The sequence below is a fragment of the Lapidilactobacillus dextrinicus DSM 20335 genome (assembly GCF_001436095.1).
GTDB classification, from domain to species: Bacteria; Bacillota; Bacilli; order Lactobacillales; family Lactobacillaceae; genus Lapidilactobacillus; species Lapidilactobacillus dextrinicus.
In genome coordinates, this window is sequence record NZ_AYYK01000016.1 from 1 (window position 1) to 19,922 (window position 19,922).

The following is a 19,922-nucleotide window of genomic DNA, read 5'->3' on the forward strand; positions in this document are numbered from 1 at the left end:
TTTACTTTTTTCGAAAGTGCTTTTATATATCTGTATCAAATTATAACTTCAGTTCCGTTCTTGGTTCTTTTTATTTAAAATTAACAGCTATTGAATCATATTAGGCATTTGATTCTTCACATAAACTGTGCTGACTTTATTTTTAGAGTTTGTTAATTGCGTCCAAGTACCATTAGTTTGGTAATTTTCAGTCGTAACTTTACCATTTTGATTAGTTAGTTTTATAGTCACGGTTGCCTCATTATTTTGAACAACTGTCGCCGTAAAGTTTCCTCGTTCGACCTGATTTGTCTTGCTATTATAGCGTTGATATTGTCCATCAGGATCATAATTAGTAGTTAACTGAACTTCTGCTGTTTCATCAGTGTTCATCCAGGTTCCAACCAGTAATTGCTCAGGCTTGGTTGGTTTTTGGTTAAAAGCTCCAGTTAAACGAACTTTAGAAGCTGTACCAATATTAGTTGTCGAACCTTGCCGTGCAAACTGACCAAAACCGACAATAAACAAGGATTGATCTTTTTTAGATAAAGCCATGCCTAAATAATTTCCAATACCACCAATTGATTGATCAAGGCCATGAATTTTTAAGAGAATTTGATGGTTATATGCGCCGGCTAATTGATAAGTACCATCCGTTTTAGCATGGTTAGCTGTTTGATAAATCCACTTACCGTTATCTTGGAACTCAAAAACTGCACCGCCACTGTTTTTCCACTTACCAACTAAAGGGAGTGTAGCTAAATCAGTTTTGGTAGTTTTTTTCTGGCTAGATTTAGTAGTCACAGAACTAGTTGATGACTGCGATTTTGATTGTTTAGTATTATTAGTGCTACAACCACTCAAAAATAAGATAAGTAGCACTAATAGACCACCAGACTTAATTACTGATTTGAAATTTACTCTAGATTTCATACAGTCACTCCCTCAATTAATTGACTAGTTGATCTAATTGTAACAGTGGCAATTGACCTGGTGCAGATCCCCCTGAAACCAATGAACCGAAACTTAGTACTGAACCAAATATCGGTCCCAGTTGACGCGTGATTTGTCCAATTTGGCCCATTCCCATGGTAATTAATGGTTGTTTACTATGATAGTCCAGCCATAGCGTTGCATTTAACAAGTCAAGACTATTTTGCAGAGACTCAGTTTGTACAGCCAATTTAATTAGATCCTGTGGCCGTGCATATTGCGCTAGTTGTTTTAGCCAAGCACAATTCTCAGCAAAATTACTCGGTTTTAAATGATGATAGCTGTAAATCAATTGCTGTTGTTCAGCACAATCTAACTGTTTGCTAAAAGCACTAGGATCCAGTAACTGTAATGGCATTACATCTAATAAATCCCAATCCAAATTATGACTAATCATTAAAAGCCATTCAGTATATTCAGTCGCATTTAACTGACAACGGCCACCCTCAACGACCGTTCTTAGCGTTAATAGCAATGGATAATAGGGCAATTGTTGCCGAATCAGCTGATTGGCAATACGTAATAATTCTATATCTAATTGCTGCCAGTAATCCAAACGCCACTCAATTAATAAATGATGTCGTAATTTCAATGATTGTAGCATTGAAAGTTGTTGGTGCAACTCGTTGACGTCAGCAGCTGTAATGCTGACACCTAACCAACTATCACCACGTTTAATAACTACCATCGTTATTATTTCTTCAACATTTTTTGCCACCAAGATTTTTTCTTGTTTTCTGATTCTTCTTGATGTGACTCTTCTTCATCGGCTGTAGCTGGTTCTTCTGTTGAAACTGTTGTTTCTGCTTCCTCACCAACTGCTTCATCGACTTCAGCTGAATCCGCATCAGTAACTTCTTCTACCTTAGGTTCAGCGGCTTCTAAGTTTGACGATACAGTATCTGTTGTTTCAGCGTCAACTGGTTGAGCTTCATCAGTTGTTACTTCTTCAACTTCTGCAGGTGTCTCAATATCATCATCTGATTCAACGGCTGGGGCTACTTCTTCAGTTGATTGATCCACCGCTGTTGCTACTGAAGTTGCCATAACTGGTTCAGTAAAGTTTAGACCAGAATCCGGTGTTTCATTTGGCTCAGCTGTTGTGTTTGTTGTTTCCTCTGCTTTAGGAGTTAATGAAATTGTTTTTAAAACTTGGGGCTCTTGCTCATCTTCATCATGATCAACTTCAACAACTGGTGCAGTTGCTTCAAGATTATCTAATCGTTTGGTCAACACAGCTACTTCTTCAGTCGTTTTCTTTAATTGTTCGCTGAATGCTTGGATTTGAGCCGTTAAAGCAGCATCTGATTCGGTCTTTTTAGTGGTTGCGGCTGTGTCATTAGCTTTGGTTGCATCGCCAAAAATTTTAACTGCAGCTTTTTGTAAAGTGAGGTTGTTCTGTTTGCTATAATCAACTAACTCTTGAATGTCTTTCAAATCTTTTTCTGTATATGAGCGAACATTCTGATGATTGCGTGGGAAGTAGTTAGAGTTATTAGCTGCTTCTTCAATCAGTAGCGAATATTTGCGCAATGTTGGGACGCTAATATGTAATTTTTCTGCTACTTGTGATGGTGTATATGTTGTATCCATTAATTTAAACACTCCTAAAAGTTAGTCATGACTCGAAAATAGTATTTACTTATGCTAATAACGGGTTCACTATTAATTATAGGCGCCGTTATAACGTCACGCAAGAGCTCTTCACAAAATTTATGCAATTAATCCATTTAAATTAACAATAATTAGCCTGTTCCAGATTCTTTTAAGCAAATTAATGATAAAATGAGCTTAGCATGAATAAATTAATTGGAGACTTTTTACGTGAGTACAAATACTTTAATCACAAACTTAATTATTATTTTAATTACTTTCGTTGTGGCTTATTTCTTTGTTGCTGCTGAATTTGCCTTGGTGCAAACACGAAGTAGTCAAATTGAAGATCAATTGGAGCAAGGCGTTGGCAACCGTGCTAAATTAGCTCGCGCCTTAAGAATGACTCAAAATCTCAATGAGTATTTATCTACCACCCAAGTCGGAACCAGTTTAACTGGTATTCTTTTAGGTTGGATTGGTGAAACGACCATTGAGCAATTGTTAGTTGATTTCTTTGGTTGGGCTCATTTCGCATCCGGCAATACCTTACACATACTTGGCGCCGTGCTTGGTATTATTTTATTAACTTACTTAGAAGTCGTCTTAACTGAGATTGTCCCTAAGAACATTAGTATCGATTTTCCGTTGAAAATCTTAATGCAAGTTGTAACGCCACTATATTGGTTCCATACTTTATTCTATCCTTTTGTCTGGTTGTTAAACACATCTGCCTCTGTTATCGTCCGGCTATTAGGCATGCCCGTTGCGGATGAGGAAAATGAAGTATTTTCTCAGTCTGAAATTCTGCGTCTTTCTAAAGTTGCTGTTTCCGGCGGTAGCATGGATAAAAATGACTTGCTTTACATGGAACGGGCTTTTGAATTAAACGATCGTGATGCCAAAGATATTATGACGGACCGAACAGAATTAACTGTCACTGATGTTTCTCAAGACGTTGATGCGGCAATGGCCGTTTACTTAAACGAGGGTTACAGTCGTATTCCAGTTACAAAAGATAATAACAAAGATGATCTTGTGGGTTACGTTTACGTCTATGATATTGTTCAACAAGTTCAACAGGGACATGGCAAGCAAGCATTAAGTCATATTTTACGGGCCTTAATCAACGTTCCTGAAAGCATGCCTGTTCATGAAATACTCAGTCTAATGATTAGTAAACAAACACCTATTGTAGTTGTTGTAGATGAATACGGTGGAACTAGCGGTATCGTTACCGATAAAGATATTTATGAAGAGCTATTTGGTTCTGTTCATGATGAAATTGATGATGTCTCCGATGAATACATTATTAAGCAATCTGATGGCACCGTTAAAGTCAGTGGCAAAACGACGTTATATGATTTTGAACGTTACTTCCGGGATAAGGTACCTGAATTCCAGGATTCTGACATCATCACAATTGGTGGTTACTTTATGGAAAATAATTCTGATTTAAAAGTTAATCAAACTATCAAATTAGATCATTATGAATTTAAGCTCACTGAGGTTGAACACGGCTTTATGAATTGGTTCAGTGTTACAAGACTTAAGCCTGAACTAACCGCCGCTCCTGCTAACGAAGAAAACTAGTCAAAGTTCTGATTTTGCGCTAAACTATAATCAGTTATCGGGCCTTTAGCTCAGTTGGGAGAGCGCCTGCTTCGCATGTAGGAGGTCATCGGTTCGAGTCCGACAAGGTCCATGCTGATTGAGGATCCGGGATTATTCCTAGATCCTATTTTTATACCCCCATACTTATTTAAATTTAGAGGAGAAAACTATGGCAAACTATATTAAAGAAATTCGCGATCTAGTTGGCCACCGACCAATTATTTTAGTTGCTTGCGGTGGTGCTTTACTCAATCAAAAAAATCAAATTTTATTGCAAGAACGCGCCGATACTGGCAATTGGAGTCTACCTGGTGGTTATATGGAATATGGTGAAAGCCTAGCTGAAACCTGTGCTCGCGAATTTGAAGAAGACGCTGGCGTTAAAGTCGAGGTCGTTAAACAGCTAGGTTACTTTGATCAAGACTTTTCAACTTACCCTAATGGTGATGTTACTCAAGTTATCGGTCACTTATTTGAAGTAAAACAAATTGGTGGCAAACCATTAGATCACGCTACTGATGAAACACTGGCAACAAAATGGTTTGATCTGGATAATTTGCCACCACTACAATTCAGTCAAAATGAAAAAATGTTAGCCTTAATAAAAAAACTTTACTTCAAATAAAAAAACCGACAACAATTGTTGTCGGTTTTTTTGATTATTCTGTAATTTCTACGCTATTCATAACAACATCTTCATGAGGTTTGTCACTTGCATCACGGTTAACCTTACTAATCTCTTGAACAACGTCCATGCCTTCAATCACTTGACCAAAGACACTATGACGATGATCCAACCATGGTGTACCACCATTCTTATAAGCTTCAATAATTTCTTCTGGATAACCAGCTTGTTTCATCTGACCCATCATTTGTGCTGGAACATTTTCGTTAGAAACAATAAAGAATTGGCTACCATTTGTATTAGGGCCAGCATTAGCCATTGAAAGAGCGCCATTAAGATTGAATAATTCATTGGAGAATTCGTCTTCAAACTCATGACCAAAGCTGCTTTCGCCACCCATACCAGTACCGGTTGGATCGCCACCTTGAATCATAAAATCAGGAATTACTCGATGGAAAATAATACCATTATAATAACCTTGTTTAGCAAGCGTCATAAAGTTTTCAACGGTTTTAGGCGCTTGTTCAGGAAATAGGCGAACTTTAATATCACCATGATTAGTCTTAATTGTTGCTGTGGGACCTGCTGCTGTTGCCGCAGTTAATTGTGGGAATGTCATTTAATTACCTCCTAAGATTTCTCTATTATTCTACCAAAAAAAACAATAAATAACGACTTAATTAACTAATGGCCACTTTGTCTCTAGATATATTTGACTACGTTGTTGCCAAGTTAATCCTCCAGTTATTAAATACAACTCAATTTGTGCCTTTAATGGTGCACTCCAACTTAAACTTAACGGTGGTAAACGTTGCGGTAGCCAAAGCTGCCGGGGCAAATCTAATAGACTTAACCCCTGCTGATAACACTCAACTTGTAAAGTACGCCAACGTGAATTTTGAAAATTTAATTGTCGTGCTAACCAATGACTAGGATCAAAGCAACATGACATTACTGGTAAAAACAAGAGTGGCTTCGTCACTTTAAAATAACTCGCTAAAAATAGCGACAATGACACATCTCTACTTTTGAATCTTATTTGACCACAGGGTGGTTCAAAGGCGATATGATGAAATAAACGGATCTTACTTAAATCTGGCACCCAAACTGCAATAAAATATCCCCAATGAGTACGATAGTCCATAAACTTTAAAGCTGAGCGATGCAATTTACAACCGCTAGCAGTCAAATAAGTAGGTCCGATTAACCAAATATCCTGAACAGCTAGTTGTTCATAAGAGCGATGCCGTTGCTGTAATTCTTGAATTGAAAGAGGCGCACATTGAAACTCAAATGCATAACATTGGGTCTGATAGTAAAACAACACATCTGCTCGTCGTTCTTCTGTACCTAGAATAACTTCTTGTTGAGCCACAATCCCTAATTGTTGCAAGTCCTGTTGGAGTAATCGTTTCCCTTTGATATGCAATCCAGACTCACCATCATTATTACTAAACCGAGTCTTATGCCGAAAATGTGGTTGTTGTTGTGGCGTCGCTATTATTAATTGAACTGGTCGATAGCATTTAGGGCAGTAGTAACGTTCCCCAAGAATACTATTGTGAGCATAAACTAATTGATCATCTTGATTAAGTGCCGCATACATAAAATCACCTAATCTTAAATACAACAATCTCTGTCAATAATTTTTAAAAGCTATTCTCTTTTTTAGACACAAAAAATCCTAGCGTCATTTGAAGAACAACGCTAGGATTTTGTTTTAAACAGATTGTCGATCTTGAAATGCTGCTGACTTAACTGCATAGTCAATAATCTTTTCCTTAACAGTTGTCTCGTCACTACTCATCACAACATTTAAGAAGTTCAAGACTTCATCAGGATTAGCATGAGTAATTTTGCCTAAGAAAATCTTATCGAAGACTTGTTTTGATACGCGCTCTTTATCAATCAAAAATTCTTCGTACAGTTTTTCACCAGGTCGAATGCCTGATTCAATAATCTTAATTTCATCTGTACTATAACCACTTAATTTAATCATCCGTTGAGCCAGATCATAGATTTTGACTGGATCACCCATATCTAAGACGAAGATCTCACCACCCTTAGCTAAAGTACCAGCGTGAATAACTAAGCGACTAGCTTCAGGAATCGTCATGAAATAACGAACCATTCGAAAATCAGTAACTGTTAATGGACCACCTGCTTGAATTTGTTTGGTAAATAGCGGTACGACACTCCCTCGACTACCCAAGACATTACCGAAACGAACCACACAGAATTTTGTTTTACCTGGTTCATTTAATGACGTCACTAACATTTCACAAATCCGCTTCGTAGCGCCCATAATATTGGTTGGCCGTACTGCTTTATCGGTTGATAACATTACGAAACGTTCAACATTCGTTTGTTTAGCAGCCTCAGCTACGTTACGAGTACCATAGATGTTATTTTTAACAGCTTCTTTAGGATTGTATTCCATCATTGGCACATGTTTATGCGCAGCTGCGTGATAAACAACAGTTGGTTTGTATTGGAACATAATCTCTAATAGCCGTTTCTTATCTTGAACGTCAGCGATAACTGGAATTAATTCGATATCACCACAAGTTTTTAACAACTCTTGATGAATTAGATAAATTGAATTTTCACCGTGCCCTAATAAAAGCAGACGTTTTGGTTTGAATTTCAACAATGTTCGACAAATTTCTGATCCAATTGAGCCACCAGCGCCAGTAACCAAAACAGTTTTGCCAAATAATAATTCTTCAGTAGCAGTTGTATCTAATTCAATTTCTGGTCGATCTAATAATTCTTGAATCGGTACCGGACGGAACTTAGCAACATTCAACGCCCCATTTGCTAATTCATCCATTGATGGTATTGTTGCTAGGGGAATTTTTTGTCCGGTATTTTCTAAAATTCGATGATAATCTAAATCCGTCAACGAAGGAATGGCTAGAATTAAACGTTGAATATTATGTTGATCAATTAAATGGGGAATATCACGAGTGGTTCCCAAAATAGAATAACCCAAAATTGTTCCGCCATGTAATTGGCGATCATCGTCTACTAATCCACAAATATGATATTTCTTTTTATTATTAGGCTTATTCATTTCTGCCAATAACATCTCAGCTGCATTACCAGAGCCGATCACTAAGAGTCGTGTTGGTTCGCTTATTTCTGAATCGCGAGTTAAAAGTGTTTCGTGAATTTTTTGATTTAAAACTCGTAGACCTAAAGTTAGCAATAATGTCATCCCAAAGAACAAGACTAAGCTAGCCATGTGATGATACGCGCCCGTCAACAATACAAAAAGCAATTCACCTGCTGTGGCAGCGACCATTGCCAGCACTACTTTGAATACATCTTTGATCGTGAATTGAGTATCACGTTTCTTGGTGAACCCTTGCAGCCCCATAACCACTAAATAAACCGCCATAAAAACTAAAATTCGTTGCAGCCTAAAAGTGTTAGCAAGTGTAACATTTGAAATTTGTGCCAAATAAATAAAGGTTAATAAATGAGCGATAATGATTCCTACTGCATCAAGGCTAATATTAATCATACAATTACGCTTTGACATAATACCCCTTCTTCCTGAGTTGATCACTCAAATCCTGTTCGTTTTTTTAGTTTTATCAACCATAAACGATAAAACTTTTCTTATCTTCACTCTAGCAAGATGCTCAGGTAATAACAATTCCACTATTGAAATAATACTATAACTTTTCATGAGATTATTTTGATGATTAAAAATCATAACACAGCTTATTTAAGTGCTAATTATATTGATTTATCAGTAATATTAGTCAATAATTAAATTGTTACTGACAGATTAAATATTAAAAGTTATTAATAATAATGATAATAAAAAAATTGATTTCAATTTAATAAATCGCTAAAATAAATTAACCGTTACTAAGGAGTGTGAAAAAATGTTCTTAAAAATTTACTTAGATGAACATGATCGTGAAAAATTACGACTTTTCACGCATTTATCAGAAAATAGTTTAGAATATTTTTCCACTAGTTCTTTGTTAAAAGAAGTTTCTTTTTCCTATAATAAAATTAAAAATTTATTATTAGAAATAAATCTTGATCTCGTAAAACTTTACCAACACTCAATCTTTACTGAGAACGGGCAAATTTATTTTCAAAAATCTCGCTTTGATTTGGGTCAGTATCAAACTTTTTTATTACGACATAGCACGTCATATCAATTCCTACTTGCTCTATTAAAATATCCCCAAGACACATTAACCGATTACTGTGAACATCACCATATTAGTCGGTCCACGATCCATCGTAAGTTGGATCCTGTACGTCGTTATTTAAACACGTTAGGTATACGGCTCATGTTAGATAAAATGGTCCTTATTGGCTCTGAAGCAGCTGTTCGTGCCTTTTATTTACAAATCCTCTGGCTTAGTGACGGACAGGATGATTTACTGAAGATGGCAGAGATTGCTGAAATTTTAACACCATTAAAGTGTTGGACTGAACCTTGGGGGAATCAAATTAATTACCAACAAGGCCGGCTTGCCTTAGCCATTGCTTACCTACGAATTAAAGCAACTCAATTTGTTGCAGCTAATGATCGGTGTGCTAATTATCTTTTTCCCACTTATCATCCAGCAATCCAAAACTTCTTTACAAAAATTTGTCCTGACGACATCACTGCCCAAGCTGAATTATGTTATTTTTATTATGCTCGTTTCTATCAACCAATTTATCTCAGCACTGCTGATCAGCGCCTACCACTAGTCCGACAGAATTTAAAGCATCTCGAATTTATTAAGCATTTACCATTATCATTAATTAATGGTGTCAAACATATGTTAAAAGATGACCTACCTGCTCAAGAATTCGAATTATTCCGGCTTAATTTTTATAATCTCTTTGCCAATGCGCAACTTTGGCAGACGGTACCTGCACCATTAGTTCTACGCAACACTATGACCACCTCACACCGCAATCAACAATTACTGATTAAAATTCAACGTCAGCTCACTAATATGTTGCGCCAATTGGTACGTCAAAAAAAAACATCCTGGCTATCAAATAATCTTGATACCATCGCCTTATGTTGTGCCCAGCTCATCTTACCTTATGTTAAACCGGAAATATCAACGAATTTAGTTAGTGTCGGTTTACAAGATGATCCCGATTCATTTCTAATTCAAGATGTGCTTCGTTTCTGTACTAATATTCCCTTTATTAATATTGAGCTCTTCAATTCCAATGAGGTTAATAATTACGATTTTATTATTACTAATCACAGTCAGACAACAACCAACCTACAAGTTCCTCAGTTCACACTAAAAAACGGCCATTTTTCTTATACTAGTCTATTGGCCGCCCTGGAACAAAATTATCACTTAAAAAATGATTGATTTTATTTATCTGCTTTTATTTAAACTCCAAGAACATCAATTGTATAAAAATAGGACACAAGTCACTTATGACTTGTATCCTATTTTTAATATGGCGCTTTCCAATCACTAGTTGTACCCGGAGCGGATCCTCTAAATACATCCATGGTTACCGAATTAGCCGAACCAATATCATCACGTCTCACAACAGTTTTAAAAGTATCTAGGATAATTTTAATATCAAGTGCTAGTGAGATGTTTTTTGAATACCATACATCCATTGCAAATTTATCTTCCCATGAAACTGCATTACGACCGTTAACTTGAGCATAACCGGTTAGTCCCGGATGGCAATCGGACCGCCGCCGCTGTTCTGGAGAGTATCTAGCTATATATTCTACCAAAAGTGGTCTAGGTCCCACCAAACTCATATCATAATGAAATAAAATGTTAAAAAATATTTCAGGTAGTTCATCTAAACTTGTAGCACGTAATTTTTTGCCAAAGGATGTTAAACGTAATTTATCAGGAAGTAAATTGCCGCTCTCATCTCTTTTATCAGTCATTGTTCTAAACTTATATAGCTTAAATATTCGCTCTTTTCCCGTTCTAGGATCGATTTTCCCTACTCGATCCTGTTTAAAAAAAATGGGAGATCCAAGCTTAGTACGAACAAGTATAGCTAAAATTGCATATACCCAAAAGAATAATAAGACAAATAGTAAAGCTAACAAACGATCCATGATGGGTTTAACTACTTTGGAATACATCCTCATTACCTCCATTCGACAACAGCCCCATTTAAGCCAATAAAAATTTTAAACAGATAGAACTGGATCAACCGACCTTACTTTGAAGTAAAACGTTACTGTCCATGCTTGATACTACAACCTCCGGATATTTCATTAATATCATATTCAACGGATATTCAAAATTTTGTACTTGGTTGCGCTCTCCATTTAAATTATTGACAATCAATTGAGGATAATTCTTGCCACATGCTTGTGCAAATGGATAACCACCTCCAAAGCGTGTGTTAATTTCAGAAATCAACCACTGGCCATGATCATAAAAAAACTCAACATCAATTGGCCCCCGCAAGTTGGCACGTCGCACTAAATCTCGTAAGATAGACAAAATTGGTTCTTGATCAACAGATCGGGCTTTATCTGTTTCGCCACCACGCATTAACAACTTCTCTTTCACAAATAGATCTACTAGTTCACCTGTCTCTAAATCACAATAGGCATCAATACCAAATTCAGGACCATCAACAAAAGCCTGAATTATCATATTTGTTTTATCAACTAATACAGCTTCTAATTCGGTCATATCACTAACTTTGTAGTTATCAACGCTGCCACTTCCAATTGCTGGCTTAACGAATACTGGAAAATCAATTTGGCCTGCTTCCCTTGCACATTTAAAGTCGGAGAGCGATTCGAAAGTTGGAATTGTTGGCAGTTGATTATCATGGCAGAATCTTGCTAATTTTCGCTTATCATATGATAATGCTACAGCTTCTGGTGGAGAAGTAATGATTTTAATGTTTTTTTGACTGAAACGTTGTTGGTTTTGACTAAGCATAAAAGCTGTTGTATCAATTATCGGCAGTATTCCATCAATATCTTCAGCTTCACAAATTTCTAAAACACGATCCAAATATGTTGGATCAGTAAACCGGGGCATTTGATAATGCACATCGCCAAAATATAATGCCGGAGCGTTTAGACTAGCATCTGTGCAAACAACTTTGACATGAGGTAATGCTTTAAAATATTCTACAATTTTTACTCGAGTACCTACTGTTAAAATCAAAATATTTGTCATATCCATCTTGCTCCTTTAGCTATTATTCAACTATTTAGTATCTAAAATCTCGTTTTATACTTTGCTGACCATAAATCGATAAAAATATTTAATAAGCGATGCTTGAAGCCAATCCTCGTATCAAATTGCAATTACTCAATTAAATTCGAAACATTATGCTTAATCGTAAAGTGCCGACTTATCAAAATACCACCAAGACCGCCCAATGTATTAGTCAACAAATCATCAACTTCAAAGAGTCGGTACGGCCGATCATAAAAAAATAACAATCCCGTTAATTGGAGTAGTTCAACTGTTAGTGAAACTATAAATACCATTAGTAAAACTCGAATCATTGACCATTTCGTGTAACGTCTTAAATAAAATCCTAGTGGAACGAACAACAAAATGTTCAACACTGGTTGCATTAAAATATCATCAAAAAGCAGACCAATAATGGGCGGATAAAATGTCCAAGGGGGATTCGCCAATAAATAAGAATAAATTCGCCGCAAAAAATTAAACGGGGTTAACACATAGTATGGCTCCTCTGGACTTAAAAAATTCCCAGGACCTGGTAACGGCAAAATAGTTAAACAAATAATCATAACCAAGTAAGTACAAAATAACCAATACCTCAAAAAACGCCTCGTTCGAATGGGACGATGCCGAATTTTAAAAAAAGCGAAGGTGAGGTATCCAATAATACAACTAACTGAAAACAGAGATAAAATCAGTTTAGCTTGACTAGCCAGCATCTAGCACTCCACTTATAGCTTGATGACTGGCTATATCAGCTTGAGATAACATCACAATTTCAGGGTATTTCATGAGTACCATATTTAAAGGATAGTTATTAGTTTGTCTCTGATTACTTTGATGTTCAACATTATTAACAATCCATTTAGGGGAATTCATCCCACATGCCTGTGCAAACGGATAACCGCCGCCGAAACGCGGATTTACTTCTGAAATTAACCACTCGCCTTGCTCATAAAAGAAATCCACATCAATTGGGCCGCGCAAATCAGCAGCTTTTACTAAGGCTTTTAAGATTGGTAAAACTGGGTTGGGATCTGCAGAGCGCGCCTTGTCAGTCTCGCCACTACGCATTAATAATTTTTCTTTAACAAAACATTCGATTAATTCACCAGTTTCTAAATCACAATAGGCATCAACGCCATATTCAGTTCCCGTCATAAACGGTTGAATAATCATCTCATGTTGCCCAGACAAAGCAGCTTGTAACTCGGCAAGTTGCTCAACTTTTTGAATCTTCATGCTAGCACTACCAGTCGCTGGTTTAATAAATACTGGAAAATTAACCTTCCCCTGCTGATAATCATGTTCAAAATCGGCTAAATTACTATATGTTGGTACCGTCGGTAAGTGATGATCACGACAAAATTTGTACATTTTACGTTTATCAAAACATAAATCAACCGCTGGTGTTGGTGGCGCAACAAAGACAATCCTCTTTTCTTCAAAACGCTGACGCTGCTGACTTAATAAGAAGATTGCTGGGTCAATTAAGGATAAAACACCATCAATTTGCTCAAGTTCACATACTTCTAAAACTCGATCAACATAAGTTGGATCAGTAATGTAAGGCATTTGATAATAACGATCACCAGAGAAAAGTGCCGGTGCGCAAAGACTGGCATCTGTACAGACAACTTTAAGATCAGGCAAGGCCTTGAAATATTCCACCAGTTTAACTCTAGTTCCAGCATTTAAAATTAAAATATTTGTCATAACCATTCAGCTCCTTGAATAAATTCCTTTACTGTCCAACGTTTGCGAACAAGTTCTAAGCCAGTTTCAGTTTGAACATACACATCTGGGAAATACTTAATAAATAAAGGATTAAAGCACATTGTATAAGAACCTACTTTATGATAAATAATCTCTTGGCCTTCTTGCAATAATGGTTGATCGATAAGATGAAAGAGATGATCGTTCTCCATGCACGTGAAGCCGGTAATAATTTGTCGAGCGACACTTTGTTGATTAGTCTGTGGTTCAATCTTCACTTCGTAATGATCTTTCCTAAAGAAAGGATCAATATGGATGCGACTGCCATCCGTTAGAATGTAATTCTGGCGCGGTGTCTGCTTAACATCAATCACGCTAGTAACGTAAGAAACCGGCGTTGCAATTAAGGAAGCACCAGGTTCAACAATTAATGTTAAATCAGCACTACGCGGTGACTGATAAAGTTGTTCTTTGATTGCAGTCATATAATCCAAGAAGCTTGGTTTGGCCTGTGCACCACCGAAAAATCCTCCGCCAATATCTAAATAGTCCAACTGTAATTGGTATTGATTAATAATTGCCACCGCTTGTTGTGCCAACGTTTGATAAATCTTTAAGCTGCGGGTTTTGCTGCTACTATGCAGATGAATCCCTGCTAATTGCACATCTATTTTTTGTAAAAATTGCAAAATTTCTGACAATTCTGTTAATTGAAAGCCAAAGCGACCTCCTAGCTCTCCCATAGCGGCTTCACCAGGACATAATGCTTCAATATCAATTTGCAGGCGTAGACCAACTTTGGTTGCGGCTGTATGGTATTTTTCCAACCAACGTAATTCACGATGTGTTTCTAGATTAATGATAGCGCCATTATTCAAAGCTTCAACAAAAGTGGCTTCACTTTTTGCTGGTCCATTATAGATAATTTGCTTTGGTGAAAACCCAATAGTTTGAGCTAATTGATATTCGTCGTCAGAAACAACCTCCGCATAACAACCAGCTTCCTTCATAAATCCTAAAATCCAAGGTAATGCATTGGTTTTAAAAGAATAGCCAATTATCGACTTACTAAAGGTTTGGGCTAGCGCAGTTTTTAATTCTTGAATATTCGCCGTTAATTCGGCTTGATTGATGACAAAGTAAGGCGTTTCCATCAACTTACCCTCCCCTTTTTTATTTTTGCGATAGTGCTGTTGTATCCTGCCTACGTTTGTTTCTTAAAACTTTATTTAACTGGTTCTGCAATCCGGTATTAATTAACCAACCATAACAACTTAGTGGAATTTTCTTTCTTTTAATTCGTAACAATTCTTTAATATGCACGTCATAACTATTTTTATTAACGTAAGCACGATATAAAACGGAGCCAATGCGACATTTACGTTGTTTTCGATACAACTCTAAGTCAAATACTTCTGCAAAATCATCTAACTGTCCCAGCACGTCTAAAGTAACCATCGTGCGAGTACATTTTTCACAACAGGAGCAATTCTTTTTTGTACCAGAGTGAACATTATAAAGACAGACATCAAGATGACGTTGAACAATCGGATATTCACCAACGAATCTGGTCTTTTCAACCCTTTCTTCAAGTACCGCATGACTTAACATTTGAAAACTTTCAGTTTGAATTGCCTGGGAATTCAAAATGTCATAATATGGCGATGCAGCAAATGTTAAACAGAAATCTGTCAACGGATAGGAGGAGGCATAGTAATAAGTATGAATCAGCTTTTGTAAACTTAAGCCGACTGACAAGTCATGAAAAGTGACAATTTGTTCATAAGGAAAATCAATGAATTGATTAACATTTGTCCAAACATAGATTTGCGCTAGACCAAGTTCAGCACCAACATCTAAACGTTCCTGATCCTTCTGGCAAATACTTAAATGTGACTCAGCTTGTTCAAAAGTCTGTTCAGGTTGATGATGGTTTAAAACAACATGTGTTAATTGTGCAGTTGTGGGAATTGAATTAGTTAAATGGTTCAGAATTGTATAGAAAGAATCAACACCACAAGAAATTCCGGTAGCAACAGCCGAACTATGATAAACTTTGCCAGTATACCCTGCCAAAGGTAAAATCTTAATTATTTTCAAACTGCGATTAACTTGAGCTAACCATGGAATCAGATATGTCTCTAAATGATACTTAAGTTTTGCTGAAATAGGATAATCAGCAATTAAATCTTCACCATATTTCATTGCTGGTAATAAAGCAGCTAAGATAAAGGCATCCGCCGATGAATCATCAAAGTATTGACCGTTCTTGAGTTCCACTGCATAAAAAAGCTCATGTTTAATTTTATCCTGATAACAATCTGCTAGTAAGACAACATGTTGATGATGATTTTCAATATGAACATTACTGATTTTCATAGCTTTACTTCCCCCCTACAAACAATTAAATTGATAACCTGATAAAGGCCTAAAACGTTATAATATCGATAACCGATTTTTCTAAAACAGCGTAAATTATGGTAATCAAGTCTTTCTTAGTTGTCCTTGTGGTGTAATAACAACCATTTTTGACTAATAGCTGTTTTAATCACCCTTAAATAACTTAATAAAAATTTCATCGTTGGATCATGACGATAAACTACGAAGCTAATACCATTGACAAAAACAACACAGATAATTCCTTTTAAGATAAAATTCAATATAGTGTTAGCCGGAAGTAGCTGACAACAGTACCAAACAATAGTCCCTTCAACAACCGTAACTAGAATATATTTAAAAAGCTTGTAGAAGTGAGGCTGGCAACTATAACCAAAGTATTTTTCATATAAAACTTTAGGTTCAAACCAGAAACTAGTAAGCAACCGAGAAATTGATGCGGATAATAAAATACCAACAATACCAAACAAGTGGCCTAAAACCAGACAAAATATGACATTGAAAGCAGAATTAATAAGAACGATATATTTTGTTTCTTTAAAAATTCCTGTCGTATCTCGGTAAATGGCTGTTGTCGACATCATGGTAGTTATATAGAATTGTATGACGATCGCAAAAATAACCAGATTGGAAAGAACAAATTGGTTGCCAACCCAAAGTTGAATAAAAGGCGTCAACAAAACTAAAAAACAAATAGCACAAAATCCCGCAACCCATTGGTTAATAAAAACCATCACTTGAAATATTTGTTCTTGTTCATCAAGATGATGACCGACATTTTTATTACCGACGCTTGCAGAAATAGACGAGAACCCCATATTAACTATCATTGAAATACTACTAACCAACATCATATAATTGGTGTAGTAACCAACATAAATTGTTCCGACAAGAATTGAAATAAATATGCTATTAGTGTTATTCATTACCACATCGCTGAACCGATAAGCAAAAATTGATTTAATGTTCTCAAAAATGGCCCGGCGTTCTGATTTTTCTAACTTACTTGTTTTCTCGTTTAAATACGGATAAAGTTTCATTGCTGTTCTGGAAACAATCAGATTATCTAATAGTTCAATCACGATCGGCACAACTAGATAAAGTGCAAAGTTTTGAAATACCATTAAAACTATAATTTGTAAGCCAATTCTTAACAGCTGTGTAAAAATTGTGACACGAGTTACCAGATATTCCTTCTGACTGGCAATCACTAAAGCTGAACGGTAAACAAATAAGTAGCTCATCACCACACTCAATAGCATTAAAATATAGTAAAAGTGCACATTAGGTACTGCTTTGTCTAAATTAACGATTAAATGTAAAAAGGGCACTAAGGCTAATCCCAACAGTAGAACAGTAGTCGCGATAATTAAGTAGATTTTTTTAAAGTATTGCATTAACTTCTTAATCTGTTCTTGATCTTGGTCGCGAATGGGCTTATATAATGAATAGTTTAGAGCTGAAGTAATGCCTAAATCTGCCAGAGCTAACATCGATAAAACATTGGAAAATAGGCTGTCAATTCCTAAATACTCTACTGACAAATAGTGAATAAAAATCGTTCGTGAAATAAACCGAAATCCCATCAATAGCACTTGGCCAGTAATGTTCATAGATAAATTCTTCACTGAGTTAATCGTTCGAGATTCAGACATTTTGCCCCTCCTTTTCTGATGATCTTAAGCATTATATGTACCAATAATTAGCTAACCGAAGCGACTAGCTTTTCAAAATAAGTTTTAAATTTGGGTGGTTCATAAGTTTGACCGTAAAGCTCATTGACTTTTACCATCAGTTCAGATGAAGTCGGCGTCGTTTCAAAAACTTGAATGTTTCTGACACTCTTTAACCATGCTTGATAAACTCCAGAAATTTTTTTGTTTTTATTATCTAGAGCAATGCAGGGGGTTCCGGTAATACAAGCAAGAATCATACCATGCAAACGATCTGTGATAATTAATTGCTTCTGTTGAAAAACATTGATAAGTCGTTCAACTTCCTGCATACCTTGTGCTAGTGGCAAATGATCAACAGTTAATTGCGTATCTTGAAATTCTAACTGGTCTTTTTCGGCCAATGCTGTTAGATCTTCTTGAGCTAAATTCACGCCTTGTTCCTTATCTTGTCTTAAGCAAAGTAAGATGCTACTTCTTGATCGGCAGCTATGCCCATAACGTTCACCTAACGTTAAGACAATGTCAGGTAATAACTCAACTTGCCCTTGATAATAATGTTGATAAAAGTCATACGAGCGTTGTTCACGTACTGTCAATAATAAATGCTGGTGTCGCTGGTATTTATTTAAATCGGCCACAATCTTGTTTTTATTTTGATAATCCACAGTCTGCGGAAAAGAAATGATCGAATTCTGTGGGAAATGTTTAATTATAAACTGGCGGGCAAACTCAATAGTCGGATATTGATCACCAGTATTGCCACCGCCAACTAAAGTGATTAAATCTTGAGGTTGAACAATACGTTGCAACGATTTCATCTTCATAAAAGTCGCACTTACTGGAAACAACAAGACATCATATTCTGGATACTTTTCTTCTAAAAATCGTGCTTGCGCCATCGTAATAGCGACATCACCTAAATTGCCATAATCTGCGGCCAATGCGACCACAATTTTGCGATGTGGTGAACTGTTTGCTTTTACAAAAGTCGTATCAATGCCATTGAATTGGTGCAAAAACAACTGTTTTATCTGAATTTCTTTTTCAGCTGGGACAAGCGGAAATAATCTCATTGAATCTCTCCTTAACTAATCTGACAGCATCTTTTAAGAGTGGCGCAATTGTTCTAATCGCAATAACCAACCGCCGCGCCGCTGCTGCAGTAAGAACTTGACCAACCGACCTTGCCACCCCTGCGGTTGGTATTGTTTAACGAAATAACGATTATCCGGTTGATTCATAATTTCTATTAACTTATTAAGCCTACTCTGTTTAGATAAACCACTTTGATTCAACATGATAATGTAACTTTTAACGTTATCAACATAGATCGTACTCACCGTTTGCTCAACTAATCCTGTTGGCGTTTGCCATTGTGTTAATAATTCGCGCACACTATTTAAAGCACGTTGTCGCAATAGAAATGGTCGTTCATAATTAGCAGCACTGCCTAAGGTACGGCGTGGACGTTGGCAGTAATAAACTAGCGGTGTCTTAATGAAGACTAATTGTTCGGCCTTAGCAAAAGCACGTGCGTTAAAATCAATGTCTTCAATCAGCGATAACCCTTTTTCAAAAGATAATTGTTGCTGCTGTAAAAATTGCCGCCGGTATAGTTTATTCCAGGTATAACCTAATATTTGAATAACAGTCGCATCTACCGGAATCTGCTGAAAGGTCATGTTCGTATAACGGCCATCGATAAAAGGATTAGGTGTCCGCGATAAAGTAGTTTCATATCGATCTAGTTCTTCTACATAGTACCCACAACCCGTAATATCCGCTTTTATTGAGTCTGCCGCTGTAACGAGTGTTGAAACATAGCGTATATCTGCAAAATCATCACCATCAAAGAAAATTACATACTCACCATGAGCTTGTTGCAAGCCATAATTTCGAGTATCGGCAAGCCCACCATTAACCTTATGAAAAACGTGAATCAAAGAATTATTGGCCACATATTCATCACAGATTTCACCCGACTTATCAGTCGCACCATCATCAATTAACAGTAACTCGATCTCTGGATAATCTTGTTGTACTAGTGAATCCAAGCACCGTTGTAAATACGGTGCCACATTGTAAATTGAAATAATAATTGAAACTAACGGCTTGGTCATGGGCCACCTCCTACCTCAATTATGA

Annotated in this window: 18 protein-coding genes and 1 tRNA gene; 4 read left to right on the top strand and 15 right to left on the bottom strand. The window is 36.5% G+C overall.

From position 1 onward, the window contains the following. Positions 1-87: 87 nt before the first annotated feature. Genes FC84_RS06735 through FC84_RS06745 form a run of 3 tightly spaced genes read right to left on the bottom strand, consistent with a single transcriptional unit; the run spans position 88 to position 2,565 of the window. Positions 88-912: a hypothetical protein gene (locus tag FC84_RS06735; protein ID WP_057757104.1), complete on the bottom strand. Its 825-nt coding sequence runs from the start codon at positions 910-912 to the stop codon at positions 88-90. A 16-nt stretch (positions 913-928) separates the two neighbouring features. Further along, entirely contained in the window at positions 929-1,660 is a 732-nt protein-coding gene (locus FC84_RS06740) for a type I 3-dehydroquinate dehydratase (protein WP_057757106.1), read from the bottom strand. Positions 1,661-1,665: 5 nt separating this feature from the next. Then, on the bottom strand, positions 1,666-2,565 hold the full coding sequence (locus FC84_RS06745) for a MerR family transcriptional regulator (protein ID WP_057757108.1): 900 nt from the start codon (positions 2,563-2,565) through the stop codon (positions 1,666-1,668). Between the two features lie 231 nt (positions 2,566-2,796). Between FC84_RS06745 and FC84_RS06750 the strand changes: the two genes are divergently transcribed. From FC84_RS06750 to FC84_RS06760, 3 genes are all read left to right on the top strand, one after another. Then, positions 2,797-4,158: a hemolysin family protein gene (locus FC84_RS06750; protein ID WP_057757110.1), complete on the top strand. Its 1,362-nt coding sequence runs from the start codon at positions 2,797-2,799 to the stop codon at positions 4,156-4,158. Positions 4,159-4,197: 39 nt separating this feature from the next. Then, positions 4,198-4,270, top strand: a tRNA-Ala gene (locus FC84_RS06755). 78 nt (positions 4,271-4,348) lie between these two features. Then, positions 4,349-4,804 (top strand): NUDIX hydrolase, encoded by a 456-nt coding sequence (locus FC84_RS06760; RefSeq protein ID WP_057757112.1) that lies wholly within the window; start codon positions 4,349-4,351, stop codon positions 4,802-4,804. Positions 4,805-4,838: 34 nt separating this feature from the next. Here the strand turns inward: FC84_RS06760 and FC84_RS06765 are convergent, their stop codons facing one another. The 3 genes from FC84_RS06765 to FC84_RS06775 all read right to left on the bottom strand — a co-directional run bounded on the left by FC84_RS06765 (position 4,839) and on the right by FC84_RS06775 (position 8,351). Then, positions 4,839-5,423 carry a peptidylprolyl isomerase gene (locus FC84_RS06765; protein ID WP_057757114.1) on the bottom strand — a complete coding sequence of 195 codons (585 nt, stop codon included), beginning with the start codon at positions 5,421-5,423 and terminating at the stop codon, positions 4,839-4,841. A 57-nt stretch (positions 5,424-5,480) separates the two neighbouring features. Next, positions 5,481-6,410 (bottom strand): competence protein CoiA, encoded by a 930-nt coding sequence (locus tag FC84_RS06770; protein WP_057757116.1) that lies wholly within the window; start codon positions 6,408-6,410, stop codon positions 5,481-5,483. A gap of 114 nt (positions 6,411-6,524) precedes the next feature. Continuing rightward, on the bottom strand, positions 6,525-8,351 hold the full coding sequence (locus FC84_RS06775) for a polysaccharide biosynthesis protein (RefSeq protein WP_151425818.1): 1,827 nt from the start codon (positions 8,349-8,351) through the stop codon (positions 6,525-6,527). A gap of 352 nt (positions 8,352-8,703) precedes the next feature. On the opposite strand from FC84_RS06775, the gene FC84_RS06780 reads away from it, so the two are divergent. Then, on the top strand, positions 8,704-10,161 hold the full coding sequence (locus FC84_RS06780; RefSeq protein ID WP_057757118.1) for a helix-turn-helix domain-containing protein: 1,458 nt from the start codon (positions 8,704-8,706) through the stop codon (positions 10,159-10,161). 86 nt (positions 10,162-10,247) lie between these two features. Here FC84_RS06780 and FC84_RS06785 read toward each other — a convergent pair whose 3' ends face one another. The 9 genes from FC84_RS06785 to FC84_RS06825 all read right to left on the bottom strand — a co-directional run bounded on the left by FC84_RS06785 (position 10,248) and on the right by FC84_RS06825 (position 19,897). Next, positions 10,248-10,910 carry a sugar transferase gene (locus FC84_RS06785; protein WP_057757119.1) on the bottom strand — a complete coding sequence of 221 codons (663 nt, stop codon included), beginning with the start codon at positions 10,908-10,910 and terminating at the stop codon, positions 10,248-10,250. A 67-nt stretch (positions 10,911-10,977) separates the two neighbouring features. Then, positions 10,978-11,970: an ATP-grasp domain-containing protein gene (locus FC84_RS06790; protein ID WP_057757121.1), complete on the bottom strand. Its 993-nt coding sequence runs from the start codon at positions 11,968-11,970 to the stop codon at positions 10,978-10,980. Positions 11,971-12,101: 131 nt separating this feature from the next. Then, on the bottom strand, positions 12,102-12,707 hold the full coding sequence (locus FC84_RS08915; RefSeq protein WP_083479572.1) for a VanZ family protein: 606 nt from the start codon (positions 12,705-12,707) through the stop codon (positions 12,102-12,104). Further along, the gene (locus FC84_RS06800) at positions 12,697-13,704 is read right to left on the bottom strand and encodes an ATP-grasp domain-containing protein (RefSeq protein WP_057757124.1); all 1,008 of its coding nucleotides are present in this window, start codon (positions 13,702-13,704) and stop codon (positions 12,697-12,699) included. The genes FC84_RS08915 and FC84_RS06800 overlap by 11 nt, the downstream gene beginning before the upstream one ends. Further along, complete coding sequence (locus tag FC84_RS06805; protein WP_057757126.1) at positions 13,701-14,858, bottom strand: type III PLP-dependent enzyme domain-containing protein; 1,158 nt, start codon at positions 14,856-14,858, stop codon at positions 13,701-13,703. The genes FC84_RS06800 and FC84_RS06805 overlap by 4 nt, the downstream gene beginning before the upstream one ends. A 19-nt stretch (positions 14,859-14,877) precedes the next feature. Then, a complete protein-coding gene (locus FC84_RS06810) occupies positions 14,878-16,083 on the bottom strand; it encodes a hypothetical protein (protein WP_057757128.1) in 1,206 nt (401 codons plus the stop codon). Positions 16,084-16,199: 116 nt separating this feature from the next. Then, complete coding sequence (locus FC84_RS06815) at positions 16,200-17,756, bottom strand: lipopolysaccharide biosynthesis protein (protein WP_057757131.1); 1,557 nt, start codon at positions 17,754-17,756, stop codon at positions 16,200-16,202. A 47-nt stretch (positions 17,757-17,803) separates the two neighbouring features. Beyond that, complete coding sequence (locus tag FC84_RS06820) at positions 17,804-18,850, bottom strand: polysaccharide pyruvyl transferase family protein (protein ID WP_057757133.1); 1,047 nt, start codon at positions 18,848-18,850, stop codon at positions 17,804-17,806. 33 nt (positions 18,851-18,883) lie between these two features. Further along, a complete protein-coding gene (locus FC84_RS06825) occupies positions 18,884-19,897 on the bottom strand; it encodes a glycosyltransferase family 2 protein (RefSeq protein WP_057757135.1) in 1,014 nt (337 codons plus the stop codon). Between the last annotated feature and the right edge of the window lie 25 nt (positions 19,898-19,922).

Bases quoted from the DNA above. Each gene is read 5' to 3' on its own strand.
- FC84_RS06820 (WP_057757133.1), bottom strand. From the start codon at position 18,850: ATGAGATTATTTCCGCTTGTCCCAGCTGAAAAAGAAATTCAGATAAAA.
- FC84_RS06780 (WP_057757118.1), top strand. From the start codon at position 8,704: ATGTTCTTAAAAATTTACTTAGATGAACATGATCGTGAAAAATTACGA.
- FC84_RS06810 (WP_057757128.1), bottom strand. From the start codon at position 16,083: ATGAAAATCAGTAATGTTCATATTGAAAATCATCATCAACATGTTGTC.
- FC84_RS06805 (WP_057757126.1), bottom strand. From the start codon at position 14,858: ATGGAAACGCCTTACTTTGTCATCAATCAAGCCGAATTAACGGCGAAT.
- FC84_RS06775 (WP_151425818.1), bottom strand. From the start codon at position 8,351: ATGTCAAAGCGTAATTGTATGATTAATATTAGCCTTGATGCAGTAGGA.
- FC84_RS06815 (WP_057757131.1), bottom strand. From the start codon at position 17,756: ATGTCTGAATCTCGAACGATTAACTCAGTGAAGAATTTATCTATGAAC.
- FC84_RS08915 (WP_083479572.1), bottom strand. From the start codon at position 12,707: ATGCTGGCTAGTCAAGCTAAACTGATTTTATCTCTGTTTTCAGTTAGT.
- FC84_RS06800 (WP_057757124.1), bottom strand. From the start codon at position 13,704: ATGACAAATATTTTAATTTTAAATGCTGGAACTAGAGTTAAACTGGTG.
- FC84_RS06735 (WP_057757104.1), bottom strand. From the start codon at position 912: ATGAAATCTAGAGTAAATTTCAAATCAGTAATTAAGTCTGGTGGTCTA.
- FC84_RS06745 (WP_057757108.1), bottom strand. From the start codon at position 2,565: ATGGATACAACATATACACCATCACAAGTAGCAGAAAAATTACATATT.
- FC84_RS06760 (WP_057757112.1), top strand. From the start codon at position 4,349: ATGGCAAACTATATTAAAGAAATTCGCGATCTAGTTGGCCACCGACCA.
- FC84_RS06785 (WP_057757119.1), bottom strand. From the start codon at position 10,910: ATGTATTCCAAAGTAGTTAAACCCATCATGGATCGTTTGTTAGCTTTA.
- FC84_RS06790 (WP_057757121.1), bottom strand. From the start codon at position 11,970: ATGACAAATATTTTGATTTTAACAGTAGGTACTCGAGTAAAAATTGTA.
- FC84_RS06770 (WP_057757116.1), bottom strand. From the start codon at position 6,410: ATGTATGCGGCACTTAATCAAGATGATCAATTAGTTTATGCTCACAAT.
- FC84_RS06740 (WP_057757106.1), bottom strand. From the start codon at position 1,660: ATGGTAGTTATTAAACGTGGTGATAGTTGGTTAGGTGTCAGCATTACA.
- FC84_RS06765 (WP_057757114.1), bottom strand. From the start codon at position 5,423: ATGACATTCCCACAATTAACTGCGGCAACAGCAGCAGGTCCCACAGCA.
- FC84_RS06825 (WP_057757135.1), bottom strand. From the start codon at position 19,897: ATGACCAAGCCGTTAGTTTCAATTATTATTTCAATTTACAATGTGGCA.